At 48.2% G+C, this 20,629-nt stretch carries 26 protein-coding genes; 15 read left to right on the top strand and 11 right to left on the bottom strand.

Annotation, left to right across the window (positions count from 1 at the left end; genetic code table 11):
* The first annotated feature begins 16 nt into the window (after positions 1–16).
* The 9 genes from trmH (at position 17) to ACY2RR_RS03240 (ending at position 5,869) form a co-directional block, all read left to right on the top strand.
* A complete protein-coding gene (trmH, locus tag ACY2RR_RS03200; RefSeq protein ID WP_490106696.1) occupies positions 17–694 on the top strand; it encodes a tRNA (guanosine(18)-2'-O)-methyltransferase TrmH in 678 nt (225 codons plus the stop codon).
* A gap of 54 nt (positions 695–748) precedes the next feature.
* A complete protein-coding gene (gene tesB / locus ACY2RR_RS03205; protein ID WP_490106697.1) occupies positions 749–1,612 on the top strand; it encodes an acyl-CoA thioesterase II in 864 nt (287 codons plus the stop codon).
* A gap of 73 nt (positions 1,613–1,685) precedes the next feature.
* On the top strand, positions 1,686–2,741 hold the full coding sequence (locus ACY2RR_RS03210; RefSeq protein WP_490106698.1) for a polysaccharide deacetylase family protein: 1,056 nt from the start codon (positions 1,686–1,688) through the stop codon (positions 2,739–2,741).
* Positions 2,742–2,882: 141 nt separating this feature from the next.
* Complete coding sequence (locus ACY2RR_RS03215; RefSeq protein ID WP_490106699.1) at positions 2,883–3,350, top strand: hypothetical protein; 468 nt, start codon at positions 2,883–2,885, stop codon at positions 3,348–3,350.
* A 178-nt stretch (positions 3,351–3,528) separates the two neighbouring features.
* Positions 3,529–3,843 carry a hypothetical protein gene (locus ACY2RR_RS03220; protein ID WP_490106700.1) on the top strand — a complete coding sequence of 105 codons (315 nt, stop codon included), beginning with the start codon at positions 3,529–3,531 and terminating at the stop codon, positions 3,841–3,843.
* A gap of 41 nt (positions 3,844–3,884) precedes the next feature.
* Complete coding sequence (locus ACY2RR_RS03225) at positions 3,885–4,220, top strand: cupin domain-containing protein (RefSeq protein ID WP_490106701.1); 336 nt, start codon at positions 3,885–3,887, stop codon at positions 4,218–4,220.
* Between the two features lie 41 nt (positions 4,221–4,261).
* Complete coding sequence (locus ACY2RR_RS03230) at positions 4,262–5,107, top strand: hypothetical protein (protein WP_490106702.1); 846 nt, start codon at positions 4,262–4,264, stop codon at positions 5,105–5,107.
* A 58-nt stretch (positions 5,108–5,165) separates the two neighbouring features.
* On the top strand, positions 5,166–5,516 hold the full coding sequence (locus ACY2RR_RS03235; protein WP_490106703.1) for a cupin domain-containing protein: 351 nt from the start codon (positions 5,166–5,168) through the stop codon (positions 5,514–5,516).
* Between the two features lie 116 nt (positions 5,517–5,632).
* The gene (locus ACY2RR_RS03240; protein ID WP_490106704.1) at positions 5,633–5,869 is read left to right on the top strand and encodes an HP1242/YdcH family protein; all 237 of its coding nucleotides are present in this window, start codon (positions 5,633–5,635) and stop codon (positions 5,867–5,869) included.
* Positions 5,870–5,920: 51 nt separating this feature from the next.
* Here the strand turns inward: ACY2RR_RS03240 and ACY2RR_RS03245 are convergent, their stop codons facing one another.
* The 3 genes from ACY2RR_RS03245 to mpl are packed head-to-tail and all read right to left on the bottom strand — an operon-like array spanning position 5,921 to position 8,224.
* Positions 5,921–6,196 carry a hypothetical protein gene (locus ACY2RR_RS03245; RefSeq protein ID WP_490106705.1) on the bottom strand — a complete coding sequence of 92 codons (276 nt, stop codon included), beginning with the start codon at positions 6,194–6,196 and terminating at the stop codon, positions 5,921–5,923.
* Positions 6,197–6,234: 38 nt separating this feature from the next.
* Entirely contained in the window at positions 6,235–6,849 is a 615-nt protein-coding gene (locus tag ACY2RR_RS03250; protein WP_490106706.1) for a flavin prenyltransferase UbiX, read from the bottom strand.
* The gene (gene mpl / locus ACY2RR_RS03255; protein ID WP_490106707.1) at positions 6,839–8,224 is read right to left on the bottom strand and encodes a UDP-N-acetylmuramate:L-alanyl-gamma-D-glutamyl-meso-diaminopimelate ligase; all 1,386 of its coding nucleotides are present in this window, start codon (positions 8,222–8,224) and stop codon (positions 6,839–6,841) included. Before mpl ends, ACY2RR_RS03250 begins: the two co-directional genes overlap by 11 nt.
* Before the next feature lie 224 nt (positions 8,225–8,448).
* Between mpl and ACY2RR_RS03260 the strand changes: the two genes are divergently transcribed.
* Together ACY2RR_RS03260 and ACY2RR_RS03265 are read left to right on the top strand one after the other, a co-directional pair.
* On the top strand, positions 8,449–8,925 hold the full coding sequence (locus tag ACY2RR_RS03260; protein WP_490106708.1) for a Dps family protein: 477 nt from the start codon (positions 8,449–8,451) through the stop codon (positions 8,923–8,925).
* 201 nt (positions 8,926–9,126) lie between these two features.
* Positions 9,127–10,392 (top strand): 6-phosphofructokinase, encoded by a 1,266-nt coding sequence (locus tag ACY2RR_RS03265; protein WP_490106709.1) that lies wholly within the window; start codon positions 9,127–9,129, stop codon positions 10,390–10,392.
* A 71-nt stretch (positions 10,393–10,463) separates the two neighbouring features.
* On the opposite strand, the gene ACY2RR_RS03270 is transcribed toward ACY2RR_RS03265, so the two are convergent.
* From ACY2RR_RS03270 to ACY2RR_RS03285, 4 genes are all read right to left on the bottom strand, one after another.
* The gene (locus tag ACY2RR_RS03270) at positions 10,464–10,898 is read right to left on the bottom strand and encodes a DUF4124 domain-containing protein (protein ID WP_490106710.1); all 435 of its coding nucleotides are present in this window, start codon (positions 10,896–10,898) and stop codon (positions 10,464–10,466) included.
* Positions 10,899–10,989: 91 nt separating this feature from the next.
* Positions 10,990–11,442, bottom strand: a complete 453-nt coding sequence (locus ACY2RR_RS03275; protein WP_490106711.1) for a YHS domain-containing (seleno)protein — start codon at positions 11,440–11,442, stop codon at positions 10,990–10,992.
* 83 nt (positions 11,443–11,525) lie between these two features.
* Positions 11,526–12,317, bottom strand: coding sequence for an alpha/beta hydrolase (locus ACY2RR_RS03280; RefSeq protein WP_490106712.1), 792 nt, complete (start codon positions 12,315–12,317; stop codon positions 11,526–11,528).
* Between the two features lie 87 nt (positions 12,318–12,404).
* Positions 12,405–12,701, bottom strand: a complete 297-nt coding sequence (locus ACY2RR_RS03285; protein ID WP_490106713.1) for a hypothetical protein — start codon at positions 12,699–12,701, stop codon at positions 12,405–12,407.
* 107 nt (positions 12,702–12,808) lie between these two features.
* On the opposite strand from ACY2RR_RS03285, the gene gad (ACY2RR_RS03290) reads away from it, so the two are divergent.
* The 4 genes from gad (ACY2RR_RS03290) (at position 12,809) to ACY2RR_RS03305 (ending at position 16,908) form a co-directional block, all read left to right on the top strand.
* A complete protein-coding gene (gad, locus tag ACY2RR_RS03290) occupies positions 12,809–14,173 on the top strand; it encodes a glutamate decarboxylase (protein ID WP_490106714.1) in 1,365 nt (454 codons plus the stop codon).
* A 58-nt stretch (positions 14,174–14,231) separates the two neighbouring features.
* Positions 14,232–15,608 (top strand): glutamate decarboxylase, encoded by a 1,377-nt coding sequence (gene gad, locus ACY2RR_RS03295; protein WP_490106715.1) that lies wholly within the window; start codon positions 14,232–14,234, stop codon positions 15,606–15,608.
* Between the two features lie 48 nt (positions 15,609–15,656).
* On the top strand, positions 15,657–16,094 hold the full coding sequence (locus ACY2RR_RS03300) for a methylglyoxal synthase (protein WP_490106716.1): 438 nt from the start codon (positions 15,657–15,659) through the stop codon (positions 16,092–16,094).
* 160 nt (positions 16,095–16,254) lie between these two features.
* Complete coding sequence (locus ACY2RR_RS03305) at positions 16,255–16,908, top strand: hypothetical protein (protein ID WP_490106717.1); 654 nt, start codon at positions 16,255–16,257, stop codon at positions 16,906–16,908.
* 163 nt (positions 16,909–17,071) lie between these two features.
* On the opposite strand, the gene ACY2RR_RS03310 is transcribed toward ACY2RR_RS03305, so the two are convergent.
* The 4 genes from ACY2RR_RS03310 to ACY2RR_RS03325 all read right to left on the bottom strand — a co-directional run bounded on the left by ACY2RR_RS03310 (position 17,072) and on the right by ACY2RR_RS03325 (position 20,520).
* Complete coding sequence (locus ACY2RR_RS03310; RefSeq protein WP_490106718.1) at positions 17,072–17,695, bottom strand: class I SAM-dependent methyltransferase; 624 nt, start codon at positions 17,693–17,695, stop codon at positions 17,072–17,074.
* A 52-nt stretch (positions 17,696–17,747) separates the two neighbouring features.
* A complete protein-coding gene (locus ACY2RR_RS03315; RefSeq protein ID WP_490106719.1) occupies positions 17,748–18,278 on the bottom strand; it encodes a threonine/serine exporter family protein in 531 nt (176 codons plus the stop codon).
* Positions 18,275–19,036, bottom strand: a complete 762-nt coding sequence (locus ACY2RR_RS03320) for a threonine/serine exporter family protein (protein WP_490106720.1) — start codon at positions 19,034–19,036, stop codon at positions 18,275–18,277. The genes ACY2RR_RS03315 and ACY2RR_RS03320 overlap by 4 nt, the downstream gene beginning before the upstream one ends.
* A 113-nt stretch (positions 19,037–19,149) precedes the next feature.
* Positions 19,150–20,520 carry an MBL fold metallo-hydrolase RNA specificity domain-containing protein gene (locus ACY2RR_RS03325; protein ID WP_490106721.1) on the bottom strand — a complete coding sequence of 457 codons (1,371 nt, stop codon included), beginning with the start codon at positions 20,518–20,520 and terminating at the stop codon, positions 19,150–19,152.
* Between the last annotated feature and the right edge of the window lie 109 nt (positions 20,521–20,629).

Below are 20,629 nucleotides of genomic sequence, written 5' to 3' on the forward strand. Positions count from 1 at the left end.
CCGGAATATCTGCCCCATGACACCGGAACGTTTCCAGAAACTGTGTGAAACACTCGCCCACCGCCAGCCTGATCTCACAGTTCTGGCAGATGAGGTTCATAAACCCCACAACCTGGCTGCAATTATCCGGACCTGTGATGCCGTGGGAATTCCCAAAGTCCACTTGTGTAATCCGGATATTCGTAATCGCCAGCTGCGTGGGCGCTCCATGGGCAGCAGCCGTTGGGTTGATGTTGAGCAGCACGAGAACACTATCGCGGCCGGTGAAGCCCTGAAGGAAAAGGGTTTTAAAATTGTTGCGGCACACTTTTCCAATCACGCCCGCCCTTACCATGAACTGGATTACACCCAGCCCTGCGCACTGCTTTTGGGATCAGAAAAACGTGGCGTAAGCCAAGCCGCTGCCGAACTGGCAGACGAGCATGTTATTATCCCCATGCAGGGGATGGTTCAGTCATTCAACGTGTCTGTTGCCGCAGCCATTATTCTGATGGAAGCCCAGCGTCAGCGTCAGGAGGCGGGGCTTTATAACATCAGCCGTATACCTGCCAGCGAGTACACGACCACTCTGTTTCGGTGGGGATATCCGGAACTGGCACGTTACTGCGATGACAGGCAACTTGATTACCCCCAGCTGGATGATGAAGGCCAGCTGATAGAACCCGAAGTCTGGTATGCCCGGGTAAAATCATAAGCATGACACCGGGTAAAAAATAAATATCAAGGGGACACTTGAGCGAGGGGATGTATGAGTAAGGTATTGGATGAACTCTTAAGCCTTCTGCAGTTGGAGAAGATAGAAGAAACCATTTTCCGTGGTCAGAGTCAGGATCTCGGTTTTGGTAATGTATTTGGTGGGCAAGTTATTGGGCAGGCGTTGTCTGCTGCCAAACAAACTGTTGAGGAAGATCGTGGACTGCACTCTTTCCATTGTTATTTCCTTCGCCCTGGCAATGCTCATAAGCCGATAGTTTATGAAGTGGACAAGTCCCGGGATGGCAGAAGTTTTTCAACCCGACGAGTCGTTGCCATCCAAAACGGCAAACCTATTTTTAATGTGGCTCTCTCTTTCCAGGAGCAGGAAGAAGGTTTCGACCACCAGCACCCGGATATGCCGCAAGTCACTCCGCCGGAGGAGCTGGAATCCGAGCTGGACAGGGTCAAGAAGATTGCTCACCTGATCCCTGAACAGGTGCGGGACAAATTGACCTGCGAACGCCCTATCGAGCTTCGGGCGGTAAAAATCCCAGACTTCCTCAAGCCTGAACCTATGGAGCCTGTTCGTCATATCTGGTTACGGGCAAATGGCAAACTGCCGGATGACCTGCGTATCCATAAATACCTTCTGGCTTACGCTTCTGACTTTAGCTTTGTCACCACATCACTCAACCCTCATGGTGTAAATTTCTGGCAGCCCAATATGCAGGTTGCCAGCATTGATCACGCCATGTGGTTTCACCGTGATTTCCGAATGGATGAATGGCTGCTATACAGCATGGACAGCCCAACAGCCGGTGGTGCCAGAGGTCTGGCCCGTGGGCAGATATTTAACCAGAAAGGACAACTGGTCGCTTCTACCATGCAGGAAGGCTTGATCCGTAAGAAGTTTTAACAGACAGCTTTCATAGTGTTGATTAATGAGCCCGGCCTGACTCCGGGCTCTTTATTTTGCAAAGGAACAGATTTTGATAACACGGTTTGCAGCACTGGCCATGACTTTTGTTTTGGCAATTCTCACCTCCCGCGCTCAAGCCGTGGTAATGCTTCAGTACCACCATATTGACGACGCAACTCCGGCATCAACCAGCACATCGCCCGCGTTGTTCGCCGAACACTTGGATTGGCTTAAGCAGAACGAGTTTGCCGTTGCACCTTTAACAGAAATAACTGACAAACTGCGCAACCAAGAACCACTGCCAGACAAAACCGTTGTTATCACCTTTGATGATGCTTACAGCTCAATTTATAAAAACGCGCTCCCTCTTCTGAAGAAACACAACTTCCCATTCACAATCTTTGTGAATACCAAGGCTGTAGACGAGCGACAAAGTCGCACTATGACATGGGAACAGTTAAAAGAAATCGGTGATCAGGGTACAACTCTGGCCAACCACACCGTACACCACAATCATCTGGTAGAACGCCTGCCCAGTGAAACTCAAGATGACTGGGTCAAACGTATTGAGCAGGACCTTAGAACAGCAGAAAAGCGTATTAAGGAAGAAACAGGCCAACACCATAAATTGTTAGCCTGGCCATTTGGTGAAACAGCCCCAGCTCTGGAAAGGATGATTATCAAAAATGGTTATCTGGGTTTTGGGCAGCAATCTGGTGCTGTAAGCCTTTTGTCTAATCCAGCCAAACTTCCCCGTTACCCTATGGGTGCCGGTTATGGTGCTATGAAAAGTTTTCCTTTGAAAATACGCAGCCTGCCTCTGCCTGTTATAGATATCGAGCCTGATTCAGGAATGGCTCCTCAGGACGGCCAAACCGGTCCACTGACATTACACCTTCAATCTGGAGAATGGTCAGCCTCACAGGTTGCCTGTTACGCCCTGGGCAAAACACTGGATACTTCCTGGCAGAATAAAGAAAAAACAGAACTGGAAGTGCAAATGCCAGATCAGCTGCCTCTGGGGCGTTCCCGGGTTAACTGCACAGCACCAGGCCCGGATGGCCGCTGGTTCTGGTTTTCCAAAGACTGGGTACGCTTAACAAAAGATGGCCGGGCTCTGGATTAGGGTACCCGCCCCATCTGCGACCTTGGTCTGTCACCACAAGGTTGAATAGAGGTTCTGCCAAACCCTGCATAGAATCCTCCTGTCAGTGATAAACAGGCCCATGGATATGTGGCCAGTTACCCATTACATGGAGGATTAACTATGGCTACACCACTTCAAAAGCAGAGTTCAGTGTCTTCAGGTTACGGCAATATAAGCCCTGATAACTCAATCTCCTCAACTGAGGGAACGAAAGGCGTAAAAACAGCCCCTGTAAGCCGTCAGGTCTCAACGGATAGCTCTGTAAGCACAGCACCCAAGAAAACTATTGAGTCCAGAAAGTCTAATAAGCTCATGAATGCACTGTCCTACCTGAAGACAGGCTTTGTAGGTTTCTGCTGTGGTGCCGTTCCGGGCAGCGCAATAGGTGGCGCTATTGGAGCACTGGTAGGTGTTGGTTTTGGCCTGCTAAGCGGTGGCATAACTATGCCATTCTCAATCCTTATGTTCACAACTGCCTTCTCTATTGCTGGCGGTTCCTTAGGCGGTGGGACATCTGCTGCTACCAACGTTGCGTGGATGTACACCAACAACCTTCGCGAACAGCTTCGTGCAGGGCAAGGTTCATAATCACCTGTTCTCACACATTCCATAGATACAACCGGCCGTCAGGGCCGGTTGTTTTTTCTGGCAAAAACCCTTCGAAATAAACCTTTCCGACAAGATTTCCACTCATATATCCCCGCTTCTTGCCGCCCCTTTTATAGCGACTAGGTTTAGAACAAAGTCACAGCTCATCAGGTGTACCATGGACGAGAACACTGTCAAAAAACTTGCGCTGATTATTACTGCGAACTGCCTGCGCAATACGCCTGTCGAGAAAATGAATACAACCGGCGCTATGAGCCAGGAAGACCTGAAGAACCTGCAAAAAGCTATGTCTGACAGGATGTATACCTTCCTTCTTTACCTGTTGAGCAAACCCGCCCAGGAATACAGCGCACTGATGGAAGAGCTTTCCCGTCACTACCCAGCAGACTGGCCTCTTCCTGAGCTGGACAGTTCCTTCACCCAGATTGTTGGAAATTCATCCAGAGACGCGGCCCACGGTATTCGTCTTTAAGACTGCTATATTCTGTTTCGGCTTACGTGCAGGAGCAGATAATGAAACCAGCCAACCTCTTTACTGAGACTCCATTTAATCCGGATAAAGAATTTCTAGAACTTCTCGTTGAACGCCCTGAGTTTAAGCTTGAGCGTATTGTTTCCCACGGACACAGAACGCCTGAAGGCCAATGGTATGAGCAACCGGAAGATGAATGGGTTGTACTTCTCTCTGGGCATGCAACGCTGGCTTTGGAAGGAAACAGCGAAGATATAGATATGACTCCCGGCACCCACATTCTGATACCCGCCCATACCAAACACCGGGTGGAATGGACGGAAGAAGCCTGTGAAACTGTATGGCTGGCTCTCCATTTAAAGTCCACAACAGCATGAGGCTAACGCTCAAAGCCTTAATATTGACAGGGATGTTCATTATGTTTCAGGAAGAAACATTTGCCAGTGAGATACCCGAGCCGTTGCTGAAACTGGCTTCCCTACTAGCCATGCCTCCAACCCAGGACTGGGATGAGTATCGCCACAGCTTTATACAACACTGGGGCAGGAAGCCCGACGTAGAGCGTTGGCAGATGAAAGAGGTCGGCCTTTCCGAAACCAAGAAAAATCAGGTTCTCGCAGTTCTGGATGAACTCGACCTGATCTCCCCCTGGTTTCCTAAAAGAAAAACCTATGATTACGCCATCCTGCCAGGCTCAACAGCACCATCCATGAAGGCGCGTCTTGACTGGCTGGCAGAACAGTGGGATTCGGGTATACGTTTTTCTCAACTCGTGGTGTTGGCCGGGCAGAGGCCATTAACTCCGGAGATTGATCGTTTCCCTGAAGTAATGGCAGGGCTCCTGCCTCCAAAATCATCACTTCCCGAATCGTTCCATAAAGAGAATGCTCCCCTGCACGAAACCGAAGCCGTGCGACTTATTCTTTACTATTACCCCTATCCGGCAGGGATGGAAAAAGTACCAGTAAAGGTTATCGACTCCCCACGACAATGGCAGGGTGGGCACTGGGGGCGTTGCCATACCGCAACAACAGTTAAGGACTGGCTCGAATATTCTCCCCAACCGGGTCCCATGCTGGTTATCTCCAGCCAACCCTCTGCTCACTATCAGGACGCTGTGTTTCGAAGGGAAATGCCGAAGTCATTTACTATTGAAACCAGCACTGCAGGACTGTCTCCCGGATACTCAATGGCTGTGTTACTGGATGCAGTGGCAACCTGGTTGCGTTCCAGCAATGAGCCGCCAGCACCCAAGCATCTCTAATAGCCATATTTCCAACTCTCATCTACTTTAATTCGTATGCACAGACCAGAAGCCAACAATGGAAATAACCCGCTTACACACAAATGCTGAGGGCAATTCGGTTTTAGAACCCGTGCCGCTGCCCATGGCTCCGGAAGACGAGCAAGGGCACCTTTCTGCCATGTTTCCATCTACCGAAATCGTATTTTGTGAAACAGACAGCGATTTTACTCAGGACTGGCATAACGCTCCTCGCAGGCAACTGGTTATCGTTCTGTCTGGGTCTATGGAAATTGAACTGCATGACGGCAGTAAGACAGTCTTTGAAGCTGGCAAGGTTTTACTTGCGGAAGATTTGAATGGATCAGGGCATATTACCCGAGCAGCAGGGGGCACTCCCCTGCGAACTGCTATTATCCCTCTGACCTGATTGCCCCATGAACAATGCCCCTGCACATCATTGATCCAGATCAAGATTAACGATGTCCAGGTGTGCCAATCTGAGGGTGGTTCTTGTAAAACACTGTCACTGGGGAGGGGCAGACAATGATACCAGAAAAGCACGATCTCGCTGATGAGTTCCCTAATCTTAGCACCCGCCTGAATTCTCTCGATCAAACCAACCCTGAATTTCACTCCGCCTACGCTCGCTACGAAGCAATAGATCAGGAAATCATCCATTACGAAACTGAAGCTGGTTGCTCGGATGAGCATCTGGAAAATCTGAAGAAGCACCGCCTGAAGTTAAAAGATCAGCTTTATTACCAGCTCACTCATCCCTGATTTCATAACGATAACACTGCAGCAGCCAGCCGGACATTGATAGTCGTCCGGCTAGTTCAAGCGCCCTTCACGGGACAACAGCCAGATCATCATCGTCTCGCCAATCTCGGCTAATTCCTTGCGAGTTAACTGGAGGTTTTCCATTAATTCCGCTGGATGATCAAGACTGACAAAGTTTTTCTGAAAAACCCATTCGTCTGGATCGCTGCCTTCACGTTTCTCGACAGTATCCATAACCATTCCCAGCATTCCTCCGGGGCGCTCTTCCAGAGAAACAAGAATGCCGTGTTTGGCTTTTCGGGCTTGATCCTTTTTCTTACCGGCCATAGGGAGCGTTCCTTACGCAGGTACCGCTCCAGGTAAAGTTACTCTCCCCAACGCGGCATTAGCGTCTGTTCTATGCCCAGCTGATTCAGGATACGGGCAACAACAAAGTCCACCATATCACTGACACTTTCCGGCTGCTGGTAGAAGCCGGGGCTGGCTGGCAGGATGACTGCTCCCATGCGAGTCAGCTTGAGCATATTTTCCAGATGTATCTCTGAGAATGGCGACTCTCTGGGAACCAGAATCAATTGTCGCCGTTCCTTTAAAGCTACATCGGCAGCACGCTCGATGAGATTATTACTGGCTCCCGTAGCAATGGAAGAAACAACCCCCATACTCGCCGGGCAGACCACCATTCGGCTGGGTGCACCACTGCCAGAAGCTACGGGAGACATCCACTGCTCTGAGCCAAAAACCCGAATCTGCCCTTCCTGAGCCCGGTAACGATCGGTCAGAAAGCTTTCCATCAATTGCGGTCGGGCAGGCAGGGAGATATCGGTTTCCGTTGCGGAAACCAGCTGAGCGGCCTTGCTGATCATAAAAAACACATTTCTATCAGCGGCAATCAGGCATTCCAGCAGCCTCCAGGCGTACTGAGCCCCGGAAGCCCCGGTCATGGCAAGTGTTACTGTTTCTCTGTTCTCAGCTTTCATCTTGATCCTTCAAGGCAGCAATCAATTTCTTATGGATGCCGCCAAATCCGCCATTACTCATAATCACAATATGCTCATTATCCCTGCGAGTTTCTACAAGATGGGCAACAAGAGCATCAATATCAGATTGGGACTGTGCAGGAACCGAGCTGGTTTCTATTTCTTCATCTAGAGACCAATCCATATTGGGTGGTTCAAACCACACAACATCTGTAGCGGAAGCTGTAGCCGCTGCCAACTGGCCTTTATGAATCCCCATTTTCATTGTGTTGGATCGGGGTTCAATAATAGCCCTGATAATACCTTTCTCACCAACCTGAGCCCGAAGCCCTTCAAGAGTCGTCGTAATCGCCGTTGGGTGATGGGCAAAGTCATCATAAACCCGAACACCATCCTGGCACTCGGCTAACAGCTCCATACGTCGCTTAACGCCCTGAAACTGACCGAGGGCTTCACAGGCAACTTGCGGAGTCACTCCAACATGCCGGGCGGCAAGAATAGCTGCCAAGGCATTATTACAATTATGCTCACCAGTCAGGCTCCAGTTTACGACTCCAGCTTCATCCCCCTCGGAGAAAATGCGAAAAGCGCTGTAATCTGCATTTATGGCTTCAGCTCGAAATTCTTCTGAACCACCAAATCGGCAAATATCACTCCAGCAGCCCATCTCCAGCACTTCATCAAGGTTCTTATCATTAGCCGGAGCAATTACCTGCCCGGAGGATGGAACGATACGTACCATGTGATGAAACTGCTTCTTGATATCAGCCAGTGAGCCAAAGATATCGGCGTGATCAAATTCCAGATTATTCAGAATGGTTGTACGCGGGTGGTAATGAACAAACTTGGAGCGTTTATCAAAGAATGCGGTGTCGTACTCATCTGCCTCGATAACAAAGAAAGGGGTTTCTCCCAGACGGGCAGAGATACCAAAGTTGCCGGGAATCCCGCCAATCAAAAACCCCGGCACCATTCCTGCGTATTCCAGGATCCAGGCCAACATGCTGGAGGTTGTGGTTTTACCGTGAGTTCCTGCAGCAGCCAGAACCCAGCGTTCAGGCAAGATATAATCCGATAAAAACTGTGGGCCTGATGTGTAAGAAAGCCCTTTATCCAGCAAATATTCTACCGCAGGGTTTCCACGACTCATGGCATTACCAACCACCACAAGATCCGGAGCAGGATCAAGTTGCTCAGGGTCATAACCCACATGCAGTTCAATTCCCTGTTCTTCCAACTGGGTGCTCATGGGTGGATAAACATTCTGGTCAGAACCTGTCACCTTGTAACCTGCCTCACGGGCCAGCAAAGCCAGGCTGCCCATAAACGTGCCGCAGATTCCTAAAATATGGATATGTTTGCTGATACCTTTCACCCTGATTCCGTTGCGCTGCTCCGGCAATATATAAATGACCAGAACTCTAAAAATCCCATCATAGTGCCATCTGCAGGAAACATTGAGAACAGCGGGCCCTCATTAAATAGTCAAAAACTATCAACCAAAGAAATTTAACTCATTTAAACTACAAAACATATATCCATATACTTCTCTCATCGGGCAAACATCAGCCCACCACATTAGCCAGTTGAGGGAATATTATGAGCAAGCAACACACTATCAATATCGGAATTTCTGATCAGGCCCGTGAAGAAATCGCCCATGGACTAAGCCGCCTGCTTGCTGACAGTTACACACTCTACCTGCAAACCCATAACTTTCACTGGAATGTAACCGGCCCACAATTCCGTGAATTACACCTGATGTTTGAAGAGCATTACACCGAACTGGCAACAGCTGTTGATGAAATTGCAGAACGCATTCGGACACTAGGCTTCACAGCTCCTGGAACATACAAAGCTTTTGCCAAACTCAGCTCTATTGAAGAAGTGGAAAATATTCCCGAAGCCCGAAACATGGTAGAGATATTAACCAAAGCTCATGAACGGGTAGTCATTACCTGCCGGGAAGTTTTGAAAACCGCTCAGGATGCCGACGATGAATCCAGTGCTTCATTGATTTCAGATCGAATGGTTATTCACGAAAAGACTGCCTGGATGCTGCGCAGCATGTTGTAAAACAGAAGTTCTTGGAAGATTCATAACCCGGCTACACAGCCGGGTTTCTATTTTCTGTAATCTTTACTTTTCAGGCATGCCAAACCTCTCGGTTTCACGTATGATTGCGCCACCCGGCGACCTGTTAATAACAAAGTTTGGAAAGATAACTACAGGAAGTATTACGCCGGAAATAGCTGAACCTTCAGGAGTTTGCTCGGGATGACCGTCAAAAACGCTTTTTACGCCCAGTCTGGTGGTGTAACAGCCGTTATTAATGCCTCTGCTTGCGGTGTTCTTGAAACCGCCCGTCGCCACCCGGACAAAATTGGCAAAGTTTATGCCGGCCATAACGGTATTCTTGGTGCATTGCGTGAAGAGTTGATTGATACCAGTAAGGAATCTGGTGAAACCATTGCTGCCCTGCGTCATACGCCTGGTGGAGCTTTTGGTTCATGTCGTTTCAAAATGTCTAGCATTGAAGCGAATGAAGCCCAATATCGTCGCCTGATAGAAGTTTTCAAAGCCCATAACATTGGCTACTTCTTCTATAACGGCGGTGGTGATTCCATGGATACCGCCCACAAAGTTTCTCTTTACAGTAAAAAGATGGGTTATCCCATTACCTGTATTGGTGTTCCTAAAACAGTTGATAATGACCTGCCTGCCACCGATACCTGCCCAGGTTTTGGTTCCGTAGCCAAATACGTTGCCACTTCTGTTAAGGAAGCTTCCCGGGATATTGAATCCATGCATGAAACTTCCACCAAGGTTTTCATTATGGAAGTTATGGGTCGTCACGCAGGCTGGATTACCGCAGCTGCCGCACTGGCGATGGAAGAAGAGAATGATCCACCCCACATGCTGCTATTCCCAGAAGTAGATTTCTGCCGTGAAACCTTCCTGGCCAAAGTTGAACGCATTGTTGAACAGCATGGTTACTGTGTAATTGTTGCCTCTGAAGGTACTCATTACGCTGATGGCACATTCCTCTCCGCATCACGTACAACTGACGCCTTCGGCCACGTACAGCTGGGTGGCACCGCACCAATTCTGGCTCGTATGGTGAAAGACTCCCTAGGATACAAGTATCACTGGGCCGTTGTTGACTATCTGCAGCGTGCCGCCCGTCACCTGGCTTCTGCTGTTGATGTTGAACAGGCTTACGCTGTTGGCCGTGCTGCTGTTGAGTTTGCACTGGAAGGCAAGAATGGCGTGATGGCAACCATCGTGAGAGAAGATTCTGACAGTGATGCTTATGTGTGGAGCATTGGTGAGGCGCCACTGGAAATGGTTGCCAACGTTGAAATGAAGATTCCTGATCACTTTATCGCGACTGATGGCCTGCACATTACCGAAGAATGCCGTGAGTACCTGAAGCCTCTGATTCAGGGTGAGGACTTCCCTCCCTTTAAAAATGGAGTGCCTGTCTTCGCCAAGCTCAAGAAAGAGTTTGTTGAAACAAGACTTGAAAAGTTTGATATCTGATTATTCAGAATTAAATAAACTTTCAAATCAGGCTCGCATATGCGGGCCTGTTTTATTAGAGACATGGATATTTAGCACTTCTTGTCGACAAAACTTTGCCAGCGTTGTGTGTAGAGCTTACGCTGCTCATTGTCGAAATAAACTCTCTTGCCGTCATCATTTACGAAAAAAACTGATCTGGCATGTTTAGCCCGATCCAGCCGATACCGGGCAATTTCACACTGTTTTGCCAGACTCTTTTTCTCTTTGCGTTCATTTGCGGCAGCTTCTTTTTGTGCCGCCCGGTCACCATCATAAATTTTAAAGAGCTTCTGCTGTTCCTGATAAATATCTGCACCGTTGTAACTATTTTGTACATCAACCTCCACAGACTCAGTTTGTACTTTCTGTTCAGGCTTTCGATCGGAAAAGTGAACATTTCCCTCAGCATCGACCCAGCGATATACCTGAGCATAGGATAAAGCAGTTAACAGCAAAGGAATCAGAAACAGATATCTGGTAGACATAAAGAAATCCTTTTTATTTTATTACTTCTTTATACAAAAACGGCAACCATCCCAGTTGCCGTTTGATTCTACCTGATTAACCTGAGAGAAATCACTTATTCAGTTTGACCCAGTTTTTATTGCCTTTCTCAATAAAGCCAGGAATATCTTTTTCCCACTTATTTTGAACAGACTTGTCATAATTCAAATAAAGTCGGCCATCAACAATGCGCCAGTATTTAGGATCACCCTTTACCAGATCATTTTTAGCAGCAACAGCCCAGGCACAGTGTCCACCGTACTGAGGGGCGTAGACTTCCGGTGCCTTTTTAAAGGTCTCTAAGTTTTCTTTCGAAGAGAAAAGCCATTCAGCACCGTTCCATTCATAAGAGAACCGGCTCTTACCCTCCACGGGTTTACCTTCCTTAAAGTAAGCCACAGTGTCGTATCCACCAACGGCTTCATTGCTGAAAAAACTGGTATAAACCTTATCTGCACTCACGGCCTGTTGAGCCATAAATAAGCTGGCGAAAAGCAGAAAAGGTGTAAAAAAGCGCTTTAACATACTGAGTCTCCGTTAGTGTTCTCCAAGCTTTCACGGAAAGATACGACCAATCACGTGATCAGGATTCACAAACTACAGAATAGCTATTCATTTCGCTCAGAAGACGAAGAGTTTTTACACACCTCAAGATTTATCCAGATATCAGCCTGCCCGGCTATCTTCTCCCAACCCGGCTCAGAGTGGAGTTCATGGGCATGGCCGGTAAACAGTTGAAAGCTTGCATCAAACCGGCAGGCAATTTTGTGGCAGATTTCAGCGGGAGTGATGCGGTCATCCTGACCAACCATAACCAGCATGGGGCAGTCCGGCTGATTCTCTACCTTTGTACTTTTGTGGCCATCCAGAAACCAGAAAGCGATCTCCGCTGCTGCCCGCCCCGATTCAAACACCATTCCCTGATAATGAGCAGCACGAACCTCATCCGGCTGTTTATTAAAAAGCCCAAAGTTTGCTGCGCTGGGAGAAAGCTTCATGGGCTTACGCCAGAATCCCCACCGACTCAAAATACTGGCAAAGATTTTGACCACACTGTATCGCAGAGCGAGCATGCCTGCTGGTGCTGCCGGAGCCAGCAAAACCGCGCCTCTTGCCAGCCCTTTACCAGCCAGAAGCAAAGTTAGAAGGCCACCCATAGAATGACCTATCAGAATTGGTTTTTCTGGGAGTTGCTTTATAAAAGCAGCCAGATCATCAACATAATTACGGGTACTGGTGGAGCCTAAAGCCTCCAAATCCTGATTATCCGGCTGATGATGTCTTAGAGAAGGAGTGTGTACTTCATAACCCTTCTCGAGAAAAAACTGTCGATAATAAGTCCAGACTGAGGGGGTTCCCCACATACCGTGTATAAAAACAATCGGTGGACGTTTATTCATATCCGGGCGTTCTGGTTTGTTATTCTAGCTATTTGATAGCACAGGTTAGTGAACACACACAACGTCCATAACAGCCAGCTTAAATAATTACTCCGTCATTCCTTCCCAGAATGCCTTGGCCTTATCCGTCAAATCACTGCTCGAGTCAGCAGCACTTTCTGCAGCCCCTTTCACTGTTTCCGCTCCACTGGCAACGGAACAGGAAACACGCTTACCCAGACATTTGGCTTTACAGGTATTCAGCCCCTTGTCATCACCAATATTGGTGACCTGACACTGGGTTTCACACAGGTTCTGTTGCTGATCACAACTCAGAATTTCCCCCTGTGCCAGAAGCGGGCTCAGGGAAAGACAAAAGATAAACCCACGAAGCAGATTACTCATAACAATACTCGCCTCAATCACATTATGGGAATGATAGATAACAGAACTCAGATATCTTCGGCAAGGGCTACACTCTCCCACCATGTATTCAGAACCAGTCACCTCCCATGTCTACTGAACCTGATAGCTTTCTCACTCCGGCTTATGGTGGCCGCTGGGTATCCGATGAAATTCCCAAACATCAACTGCCAGAAGAGGGGCTGCCTGCAGAAGCTGCCTCACAACTGGTATACGACGAACTTAATCTTGATGGAAATCCAGCGCTGAATCTCGCAACGTTTGTGACAACCTGGATGGAACCTCATGCAGATAAGTTGATGCTGGCAGGCTGCAGTCGAAACCTTGTGGATGAAGATGAATATCCACAACTCAAAGTTATCGAAAATCGCTTGATAAGAATGCAGGCCAGTCTTTTCAATTGTCCGAAAGACTGTACCACCACAGGAGTCTGCACAATTGGCTCATCGGAAGCGATCATGCTGGCCCTGTTAGCCCATAAATGGAAGTGGAAGGAAACTCGTACCGCAACTAATCAACCGACAGATAAACCCAACGTTATTTTCGGGGCCGATGTTCACACCTGCTGGAAGAAGTTTGCCCGTTACTTTGATGTAGAAATGCGCGAAATCCCCATGGCTGAGAATCGCTTCACCATTGGGCCGGACGATGTAGAACCGTTGATTGATGAAAACACTATCGCTGTCGGGGTTGTCGTCGGCACAACGTTTACCGGACAAATAGACGACATAGCAGGAATAAATCATCTTTTAGCAAAGCATAAAAACAGAACCGGACAGGAGATCCCCATTCATGTAGACGCTGCCAGTGGTGGCTTTGTAGTACCTTTTATCCAACCGGATTTACAGTGGGATTTCCGCCTCCAGCAAGTCCGCTCCATCAATGTGTCTAACCACAAGTACGGGTTGGTTTATGCCGGGCTTGGCTCTGTTGTGTTCCGTGATATCAGCGCAATCCCGAACCAGCTGAAGTTTGATATCAACTATCTGGGAGGAACCATGCAGAACTACGGGTTAAATTTCTCCCGAAGCAGTTCAGTAGTTCTTGCCCAATATTACATGTTCCTCAGGCTGGGCATGCAGGGCTACCGGCGCATCATGCAGCAAGTTATGAACAACGCACATTTTCTGGAACAAGCCCTTTTAGAGACCGGCCATGTACGACTGCTGACCGACAGCAACTGCCTGCCCGTGGTTGTAGTTACCATGACCGATAGCCGCTACAGCCCCTATGACATATCGGACAACCTGAGAAAGTATGGATGGATTGTGCCAGCCTACTCTCTACCCGCAAAAGCTCAGAACACCCATGTTTTACGCATGGTCATCAAAGAAAACTTCAACAGAGATCTTGCGGAAAAACTATTACGGGATTTTCAATCAGCAATGAAATCCTGTGAGAAACAAAGCGACTCAGCTCAACCCCAATCATCAGGAACACACGGAGTTTGCTGACTACCAAGCAACACCAACTACACTCCCTTTCATCATTTCTTGATGGTGGGAGCGGGCAGTGCCCTTCACTCTTGATAACTCTCATGGTTCAGCAGTACAGGAACAGGAGCTGCCGGAAGATGAATCGACATATCAGCTTCCGGCAAACGGAATGGATTCCGACGCCATTCTTGAACTCTTTCACCAAGAGGTTGGTGAACTAAAAACAGTCCCACCAGAAAGAAATCTCGGTTCCCTGCTCACTCACGAAATGGATGAGTATGCAGACCAGCTAATACTGGAAGGCTGCAAACAAAACGTGGTTGATGGCAACAGCAACCCTTACCCCAGAATTATTGAGAGCCGCCTGATACAAATGCAGGCACACCTGTTTCACTGCCCGGAAACAGCAACACCTACAGGGGTATGCACCGCGGGTTCGTCGGAAGCTATTTTCCTTGCCTTGCAGATGCACCGGTGGCGGTGGCATGAAGCGCACACAATGGTTCCCAGTTTTGGCGCTAACCTGAATATTATCTGCGGAGCAGATGTGCACACCTGCTGGAAGAAATTTTCTGATTTCTTCAATGTAGAATTACGGGTTATTCCGATCACTGATACCTGTTTCACTATTGGCCCAGAGTCGGTAAAGCCACTGATTGATGCCAACACTTTAGCTGTTGGTGTGATCGCCGGAAAAACCTACACAGGCCATATAGACGACATTGAAGGCATTAATAACCTTCTAGTCGAACATAAAAACAAAACCGGGAAAGATATTCCCATCCATGTGGATGCCGCAGGCGGAGGTTTTGTACTGCCATTTACAGAGCCAGAGCTGAGATGGGATTTTCGCCTTGAACAGGTACACTCCATCAGTGTCTCCAATCACAAATACGGCTTTGTTTACCCCGGCCTCGGCGCTGTTATTTTCAGGGACATCAAAACAACAGCTGAAAAGCTTCAATTCAATATCAATTTCCTGAACAACACCATGCAGAACTACAGCTTTGCTTACTCACGTAACAGCGCAATGCTCTATGCCCAGTATTATATGTTTTTGCATCTTGGCTTTAGCGGTTACAAAAAAAACATACTGGAGATTATGGAAAGCAAGAATCATCTGGAAAGAAAACTGCTTGATACCGGCACTGTGAGGCTGATTTCAGACGATAGCCCAATGCCTTATATCGTTATCACATTCCTGGATTCGCGCTACAGCCCCTACTCCATATCTGATAGTCTGAGGGAGTGTGGGTGGATTGTTCCGGCTTACTCCCTGCCCCCGGATGCTGACCAGATTCATGTTCTGCGCATGGTCATCCGAAAAGGTTTTACCAAAACTCTTGCAGAGCAATTTTTCAAGGATTTTACCCTTGCTATGGAAGCCTGCATTGAGGGCCATCAGGCCAGCATCGACTCTTTCGTTCTACCGTCACAGTACAGCGATTGCTGAGCTAAGACATCGATTACGAGACGCCAAGTGGAATACAAAACAGTCACAATGCCCGCTACCCGTAATATTGCATTGGTAGCACACGACAACATGAAGCAACCTCTTCTCGACTGGGTTGCCAAACATCGTTCTCAAATAGAAAAGCACTCACTCTTTGCCACCGGCACTACCGGCAGCATGATCAGCAACCGTCTTCGGCTGGAAATCAATAAACTGATCAGCGGTCCATTAGGTGGGGATCAACAGATCGGTTCCATGATCGCGGAAGGTAAAATCGATACTTTGATTTTCTTTTGGGACCCATTAGAAGCACAGCCCCATGATCCGGACATCAAAGCCCTACTTCGTCTGGCAGCCGTCTGGAATATTCCCGTAGCCTGTAACCAGGCATCTGCCGACCTGCTGGTTACCTCTGCACTGTTCAACACATCCTTTGAACGTGTAGCACCTGATTATGCGTCTTACGCTGCAGGTCGCCCTAATTAAGCATTGATGGAGAGCCAGTTCTTCTGGCTCCGCTCTTTCACCCGCTTTTTATTCTTTTCTTGGGGAAGGTGCGTCAGCCTCTCTTGCAGAACGGTTACGAACCCGAAAAAGCAAACTTTGTCTTACCTCAGCTGATTTCATCAAGCTTGAGGATATTAAAATGCAAAGTAAGCGTTTAGTACTAGTACTAGTACTTTTTTTATTGGCTGTAGCCAGCCTTGCCTGGCCACATGAGCCGAATGTTTTAAAACCGCTGACGCTATCCGGACCTCCTTGTTTAGCCATTTTGGATGATAACTCTTATGAATGGGGCACTTTGCAGGAGAGTCAGTGTTATGGCGTGAACCATCAGTCGTCGTTTTTCCCCCTTGAACGACAGGATCTGTATAACCAGATTATCTGGATACACCGTGATGACGAAACAGGAAACAATATTCAGTGCCTGAAAGCACAAGGCTCTTTGGAGCATCTTCCGGAAACAGGAGTGTCAAACTGCCTTTGTTCCACTAAACAACCTGATGGCTTACATGGCCTTGGGGTTGAGCGGCTCCACAGAGATGGCAAGGGTGGGTGTGTTATGGGTGATAAATCCTTCCCTGAATACATGGTTGCCCAGTACCATGATTCATTTGCAGCCCCTCAGCCATTGTCCAATCGTAAAATGTTGGGATACCTCCTTGCAGGTTCTCTTTTGGCCGGTGTCTCACTGGAGTTCTATGTGGGGTGTGGCCCCATTCATTTGGTTTCCTCGATTGTCTTGATTTGTTATACCGTTAACACTATGGATGAAGATGACTTAATGGAGCTGTTTTAGTAGCGCTCCTCAGAATTTATAGCCCATTACTTCCTTGAGGTTTTCCTCTGACAGGAGGGAGCGCATGTCATCGGGGTAGGTTGCAATCTCGGCCAGGGCACTCTTGGAAATAATTTTGTGAATCTGCACTTCGGTACCGTGTACAAGGAAGTGGGTGATAATCTTATTTTCTCTGTTTGGCAATACCTCGGTAATTATACGAGGCAAAACGTGGCGACTTGGGCATATAGCCTTCGTTGATTTCCTGAATGTCGAAACCAGAGTCACGGAGAAACCGAGGAATATCCCTGTTTAGATGACAACCACCAGCAATGATATTCCAGGCGGGGTTCAAACGATCCTGCCACTTTCTTACAGCCTGATCAGGGGCAAGACCGTGTTCAGAGAACAGCAAAATACCATCAGGTTTTAATACCCTGCGCATCTGTTGAAGAGCGTTCTGCCAGCCTGGAATGGTGCAGAGGGTATAAGTCAGAACCACGGTATCAATGCTGTTGTCTTCCAGCGGTATCTGTTCCGCTTCCAGATCAAGCCACTGAAACTCCATCGGCGACTTTTCCAGAAGAGGACTGCTCTTTTTACGCATGCCTTCAGAAGGTTCCAGCGCAAACAGTCGCTCAACATTTTCAGTTTTATAAAAAGGAAGATTCAGCCCGGAGCCAAAGCCAATTTCCAGCACTCGTCCGGTAGCGAGGGGCACTACCTGATTACGCTGTTTACAAACCTGGGGTAACCCACAGGCGAAATTAATTAATTCGGGCAGAATATAACGGTCATAGAACCCCATAAGAGCTTACAGCGCCTCCCACACACCCAAGAGCAAGAACAGCCCTCAGAGTTTAACTTTCTTTTTGCTTTTTATAATTCTTATCTTTTTTGTACAAAACGCATACATCCCGCACACTGCGCCCACGCAAGAGGATATTTGGCAGGGCGACACCAATAGCTAAACACAAAAACAGGAAGGCCGTCATCAACCCATTACTGATAATGCTGATCAGAAGTGGCTGGTCGATTCCCCCAACACGGGTGAACTCCAGCACGCCCATCATCGTTCTGTAGGCATAAACTCCGGGAACCATAGGAATAACAGCGGGCAGTGAAAAAACAACAGTAGGTGCATGATAACGCCAAGCCAGCCACATGCCGCACAATCCCACTCCCATGGAGGCAACGAAGGTTCCTTCAATCACACTCCAGCCCAAAGCCATTAAAGAAAACTTCACCGTTACGCCAAAGGCACCTAAGAGAGCTGTAGGAAAAAGAGTTCTTACCGGAACACTGAAAAGCACCGCAAACGCAGAAGCTGTTACCGCCGCCAAGGCCGCTGGTTCCACAAATGAAGACATCCAGATCAACCAGTCGTTCATAGGGAAACCCCTGCGACCTGCATACCTACAAGCATGCCACTAGCAAGAGAGAATGCGATAGCTGCCCCCATCGCCGATCGCGCAATCCCCATACTCATGTAGCCATTAATCAGGTCCACAACCCCATTAATAAGCGGCACTCCGGGAATCAGGAACAGCACAGAAGCAGCGACTGCAAGGCCACTTGTTTCTCCCATATGAAAACGGGTCGCCATTCCCCCAATAAGGCTGGCTATTGCAGCGGAGGAGACAATAACGAGGAATGTATTGAATCGCCATTCCGTCATTTTCATACGCACAAGCAAGGCCACACTGGACGCAAGCACTGTGACAGAAACCACTGGCCAATCCGCGCCCATAATGCGGGAAAGCGCACCACAGCCGAAGCCAATCATTAACAGCGTTATCCAGCGAGGAAAGTGAGGCAGTTCGTTAATGTCTTTTAACTCTTTACGAATTTCCGCGACAGTCAGCCCTTCCTCTGCCACACGCCAGCTCAATTGACTGACCGCCGCAACTACAGAAAGCCGTACACCATGCACAGCAACGCGACCAAATAACGTAGTGGATTGCTCCGGCCCGTGGACAGTGAGGGTCAGGCCAGAAAAGGCAATAAATATATCGGGCTCATAGCCAAACGCAGCGGCAAACCTTTTCAGGTTGCGGATTGTTCGTTCGGTATGGGCACCAGATCGCAGCAACAGAACACCGATATCCACCAGCAATCTGGCAATATCTCTGGCCGACGCCGTAGGCATGACTCGTCTCCGGGTCTTATTTATCTATAAAACTTATTAGGGAAGTTCTGAGGAGAGGCTCAGAGCACACACAATATAGTCAATGTGCTCCAGACCTTTTGATATCTATCAAATTACTGTGGATCAGGAATGGTCACAGTGTTGTTCATATCTGCGATGTCGGCCTGCCAGCCATAACGTTCACGAATATGTTCAGCCAAACCTTCTGAAGATTCCGGGCTGCCATGATTGATCAAAACCTGTTTAGGCGGTTGGCGAATGCCGCCCAGCCACGAAAGGATATCTTCATAATCCCCGTGTGCAGAGAGATTTTCGATTCGATAAACTTTGGCTTTTACTGGCACGTCCCGGCCAAAGATGCGTATCGTTTCGGCTCCACTTACCAGCTTTTCGCCTCTCGTTCCTGGTGCCTGAAAGCCCATAAACACGATGCTATTTCGATGGTTTGAAGCCATTGCATTCAGGTGATGAACCACTCGCCCACCGCTGGCCATACCACTGGCGGAAATAATAATGGATGGGTAGTTACTGCGATTCAGTGCGATAGAATCTTCCACTGCACGAATATAACGGGTGTTGGCATCAATGCGCTCACAATCTTCCCGGGTCAGTTTGTGCTTCTCTGGATACTTGAAGAACAACTCCGTGGCACTAATAGCCATCGGGCTGTTGAGGTAAACCGGAATATTACCTGAAATACGACCACTGTCTTTCAACTGCTGAATCAAGTGCAGAACCAGCTGCACTCGCCCCACAGCAAAGGCGGGAATCAGAACCGTGCCCCCTTGTTGTGTGGTTTTATTGATGATCTGTTCAAGCTCAGGCAGTGGATCAACATCTGTATGCAGGCGATTACCATAGGTTGATTCCAGAACCAGCCAATCCGCTCTCGGCAAAGGTTCCGGTGGATACATGATCGGGTCATTCATACGCCCCAGATCACCACTGAATGCCAGAATATGCTTACCGTTAAACAGCTCCACAGTACTGGCTCCAAGAATATGACCAGCCCTGCGAAAACGCATAGTTAAACCACCAGGCAGCTCATGCTGCTTATCAAAGCTCTTTGGTTTAAACAGCTTTAAAGATTTACGGGCATCCGCTTCGGTATAAAGAGGTAGTGCGGGTTTGTGTTTTGAATAGCCTTTCTTGTTCGCGTAACGGGCATCTTCTTCCTGCAAGAATCCTGCATCAGGAAGCAAAACCTTACACAGATCATAGGTTCCTTCGCTGCAATAGACCGGACCTTCAAAACCCTGCCGAACCAATGCTGGCAGGTAACCACTGTGGTCTATATGAGCATGGGTAAGAACAATGGCATCAATCTTATTCGCGGGAACAGGGAACGGTTGCCAGTTACGCTCTCTCTCGTTCTTGATGCCCTGATACAACCCACAATCTATTAAAATTCGACGCCCATGGGACACAACTAACGACTTGGAGCCGGTCACAGTGCCAGCCGCCCCCAAAAACTGAAGTTGCATAAAATACCCCCAGCCAGTTCGAGTTACGCTTTCAGGATAACGCTGATTGATTCAATAGAAATTGACCTGAGGCCACATGCTACAGGAAAGTTGTTCCCGTTAGGATATT

The organism is Parendozoicomonas sp. 2304DJ65-17 (assembly GCF_058148445.1).

Bases quoted from the DNA above. Each gene is read 5' to 3' on its own strand.
- gad (WP_490106714.1), top strand. From the start codon at position 12,809: ATGTCTACTGAACCTGATAGCTTTCTCACTCCGGCTTATGGTGGCCGC.
- ACY2RR_RS03265 (WP_490106709.1), top strand. From the start codon at position 9,127: ATGACCGTCAAAAACGCTTTTTACGCCCAGTCTGGTGGTGTAACAGCC.
- ACY2RR_RS03250 (WP_490106706.1), bottom strand. From the start codon at position 6,849: ATGAAAGCTGAGAACAGAGAAACAGTAACACTTGCCATGACCGGGGCT.
- ACY2RR_RS03245 (WP_490106705.1), bottom strand. From the start codon at position 6,196: ATGGCCGGTAAGAAAAAGGATCAAGCCCGAAAAGCCAAACACGGCATT.
- ACY2RR_RS03235 (WP_490106703.1), top strand. From the start codon at position 5,166: ATGGAAATAACCCGCTTACACACAAATGCTGAGGGCAATTCGGTTTTA.
- ACY2RR_RS03225 (WP_490106701.1), top strand. From the start codon at position 3,885: ATGAAACCAGCCAACCTCTTTACTGAGACTCCATTTAATCCGGATAAA.
- ACY2RR_RS03275 (WP_490106711.1), bottom strand. From the start codon at position 11,442: ATGTTAAAGCGCTTTTTTACACCTTTTCTGCTTTTCGCCAGCTTATTT.
- trmH (WP_490106696.1), top strand. From the start codon at position 17: ATGACACCGGAACGTTTCCAGAAACTGTGTGAAACACTCGCCCACCGC.
- ACY2RR_RS03270 (WP_490106710.1), bottom strand. From the start codon at position 10,898: ATGTCTACCAGATATCTGTTTCTGATTCCTTTGCTGTTAACTGCTTTA.
- ACY2RR_RS03260 (WP_490106708.1), top strand. From the start codon at position 8,449: ATGAGCAAGCAACACACTATCAATATCGGAATTTCTGATCAGGCCCGT.
- ACY2RR_RS03220 (WP_490106700.1), top strand. From the start codon at position 3,529: ATGGACGAGAACACTGTCAAAAAACTTGCGCTGATTATTACTGCGAAC.
- ACY2RR_RS03280 (WP_490106712.1), bottom strand. From the start codon at position 12,317: ATGAATAAACGTCCACCGATTGTTTTTATACACGGTATGTGGGGAACC.
- ACY2RR_RS03240 (WP_490106704.1), top strand. From the start codon at position 5,633: ATGATACCAGAAAAGCACGATCTCGCTGATGAGTTCCCTAATCTTAGC.
- ACY2RR_RS03285 (WP_490106713.1), bottom strand. From the start codon at position 12,701: ATGAGTAATCTGCTTCGTGGGTTTATCTTTTGTCTTTCCCTGAGCCCG.
- ACY2RR_RS03230 (WP_490106702.1), top strand. From the start codon at position 4,262: ATGTTTCAGGAAGAAACATTTGCCAGTGAGATACCCGAGCCGTTGCTG.
- ACY2RR_RS03325 (WP_490106721.1), bottom strand. From the start codon at position 20,520: ATGCAACTTCAGTTTTTGGGGGCGGCTGGCACTGTGACCGGCTCCAAG.
- ACY2RR_RS03300 (WP_490106716.1), top strand. From the start codon at position 15,657: ATGCCCGCTACCCGTAATATTGCATTGGTAGCACACGACAACATGAAG.
- tesB (WP_490106697.1), top strand. From the start codon at position 749: ATGAGTAAGGTATTGGATGAACTCTTAAGCCTTCTGCAGTTGGAGAAG.
- ACY2RR_RS03215 (WP_490106699.1), top strand. From the start codon at position 2,883: ATGGCTACACCACTTCAAAAGCAGAGTTCAGTGTCTTCAGGTTACGGC.
- ACY2RR_RS03305 (WP_490106717.1), top strand. From the start codon at position 16,255: ATGCAAAGTAAGCGTTTAGTACTAGTACTAGTACTTTTTTTATTGGCT.
- ACY2RR_RS03310 (WP_490106718.1), bottom strand. From the start codon at position 17,695: ATGGGGTTCTATGACCGTTATATTCTGCCCGAATTAATTAATTTCGCC.
- ACY2RR_RS03320 (WP_490106720.1), bottom strand. From the start codon at position 19,036: ATGCCTACGGCGTCGGCCAGAGATATTGCCAGATTGCTGGTGGATATC.
- ACY2RR_RS03315 (WP_490106719.1), bottom strand. From the start codon at position 18,278: ATGAACGACTGGTTGATCTGGATGTCTTCATTTGTGGAACCAGCGGCC.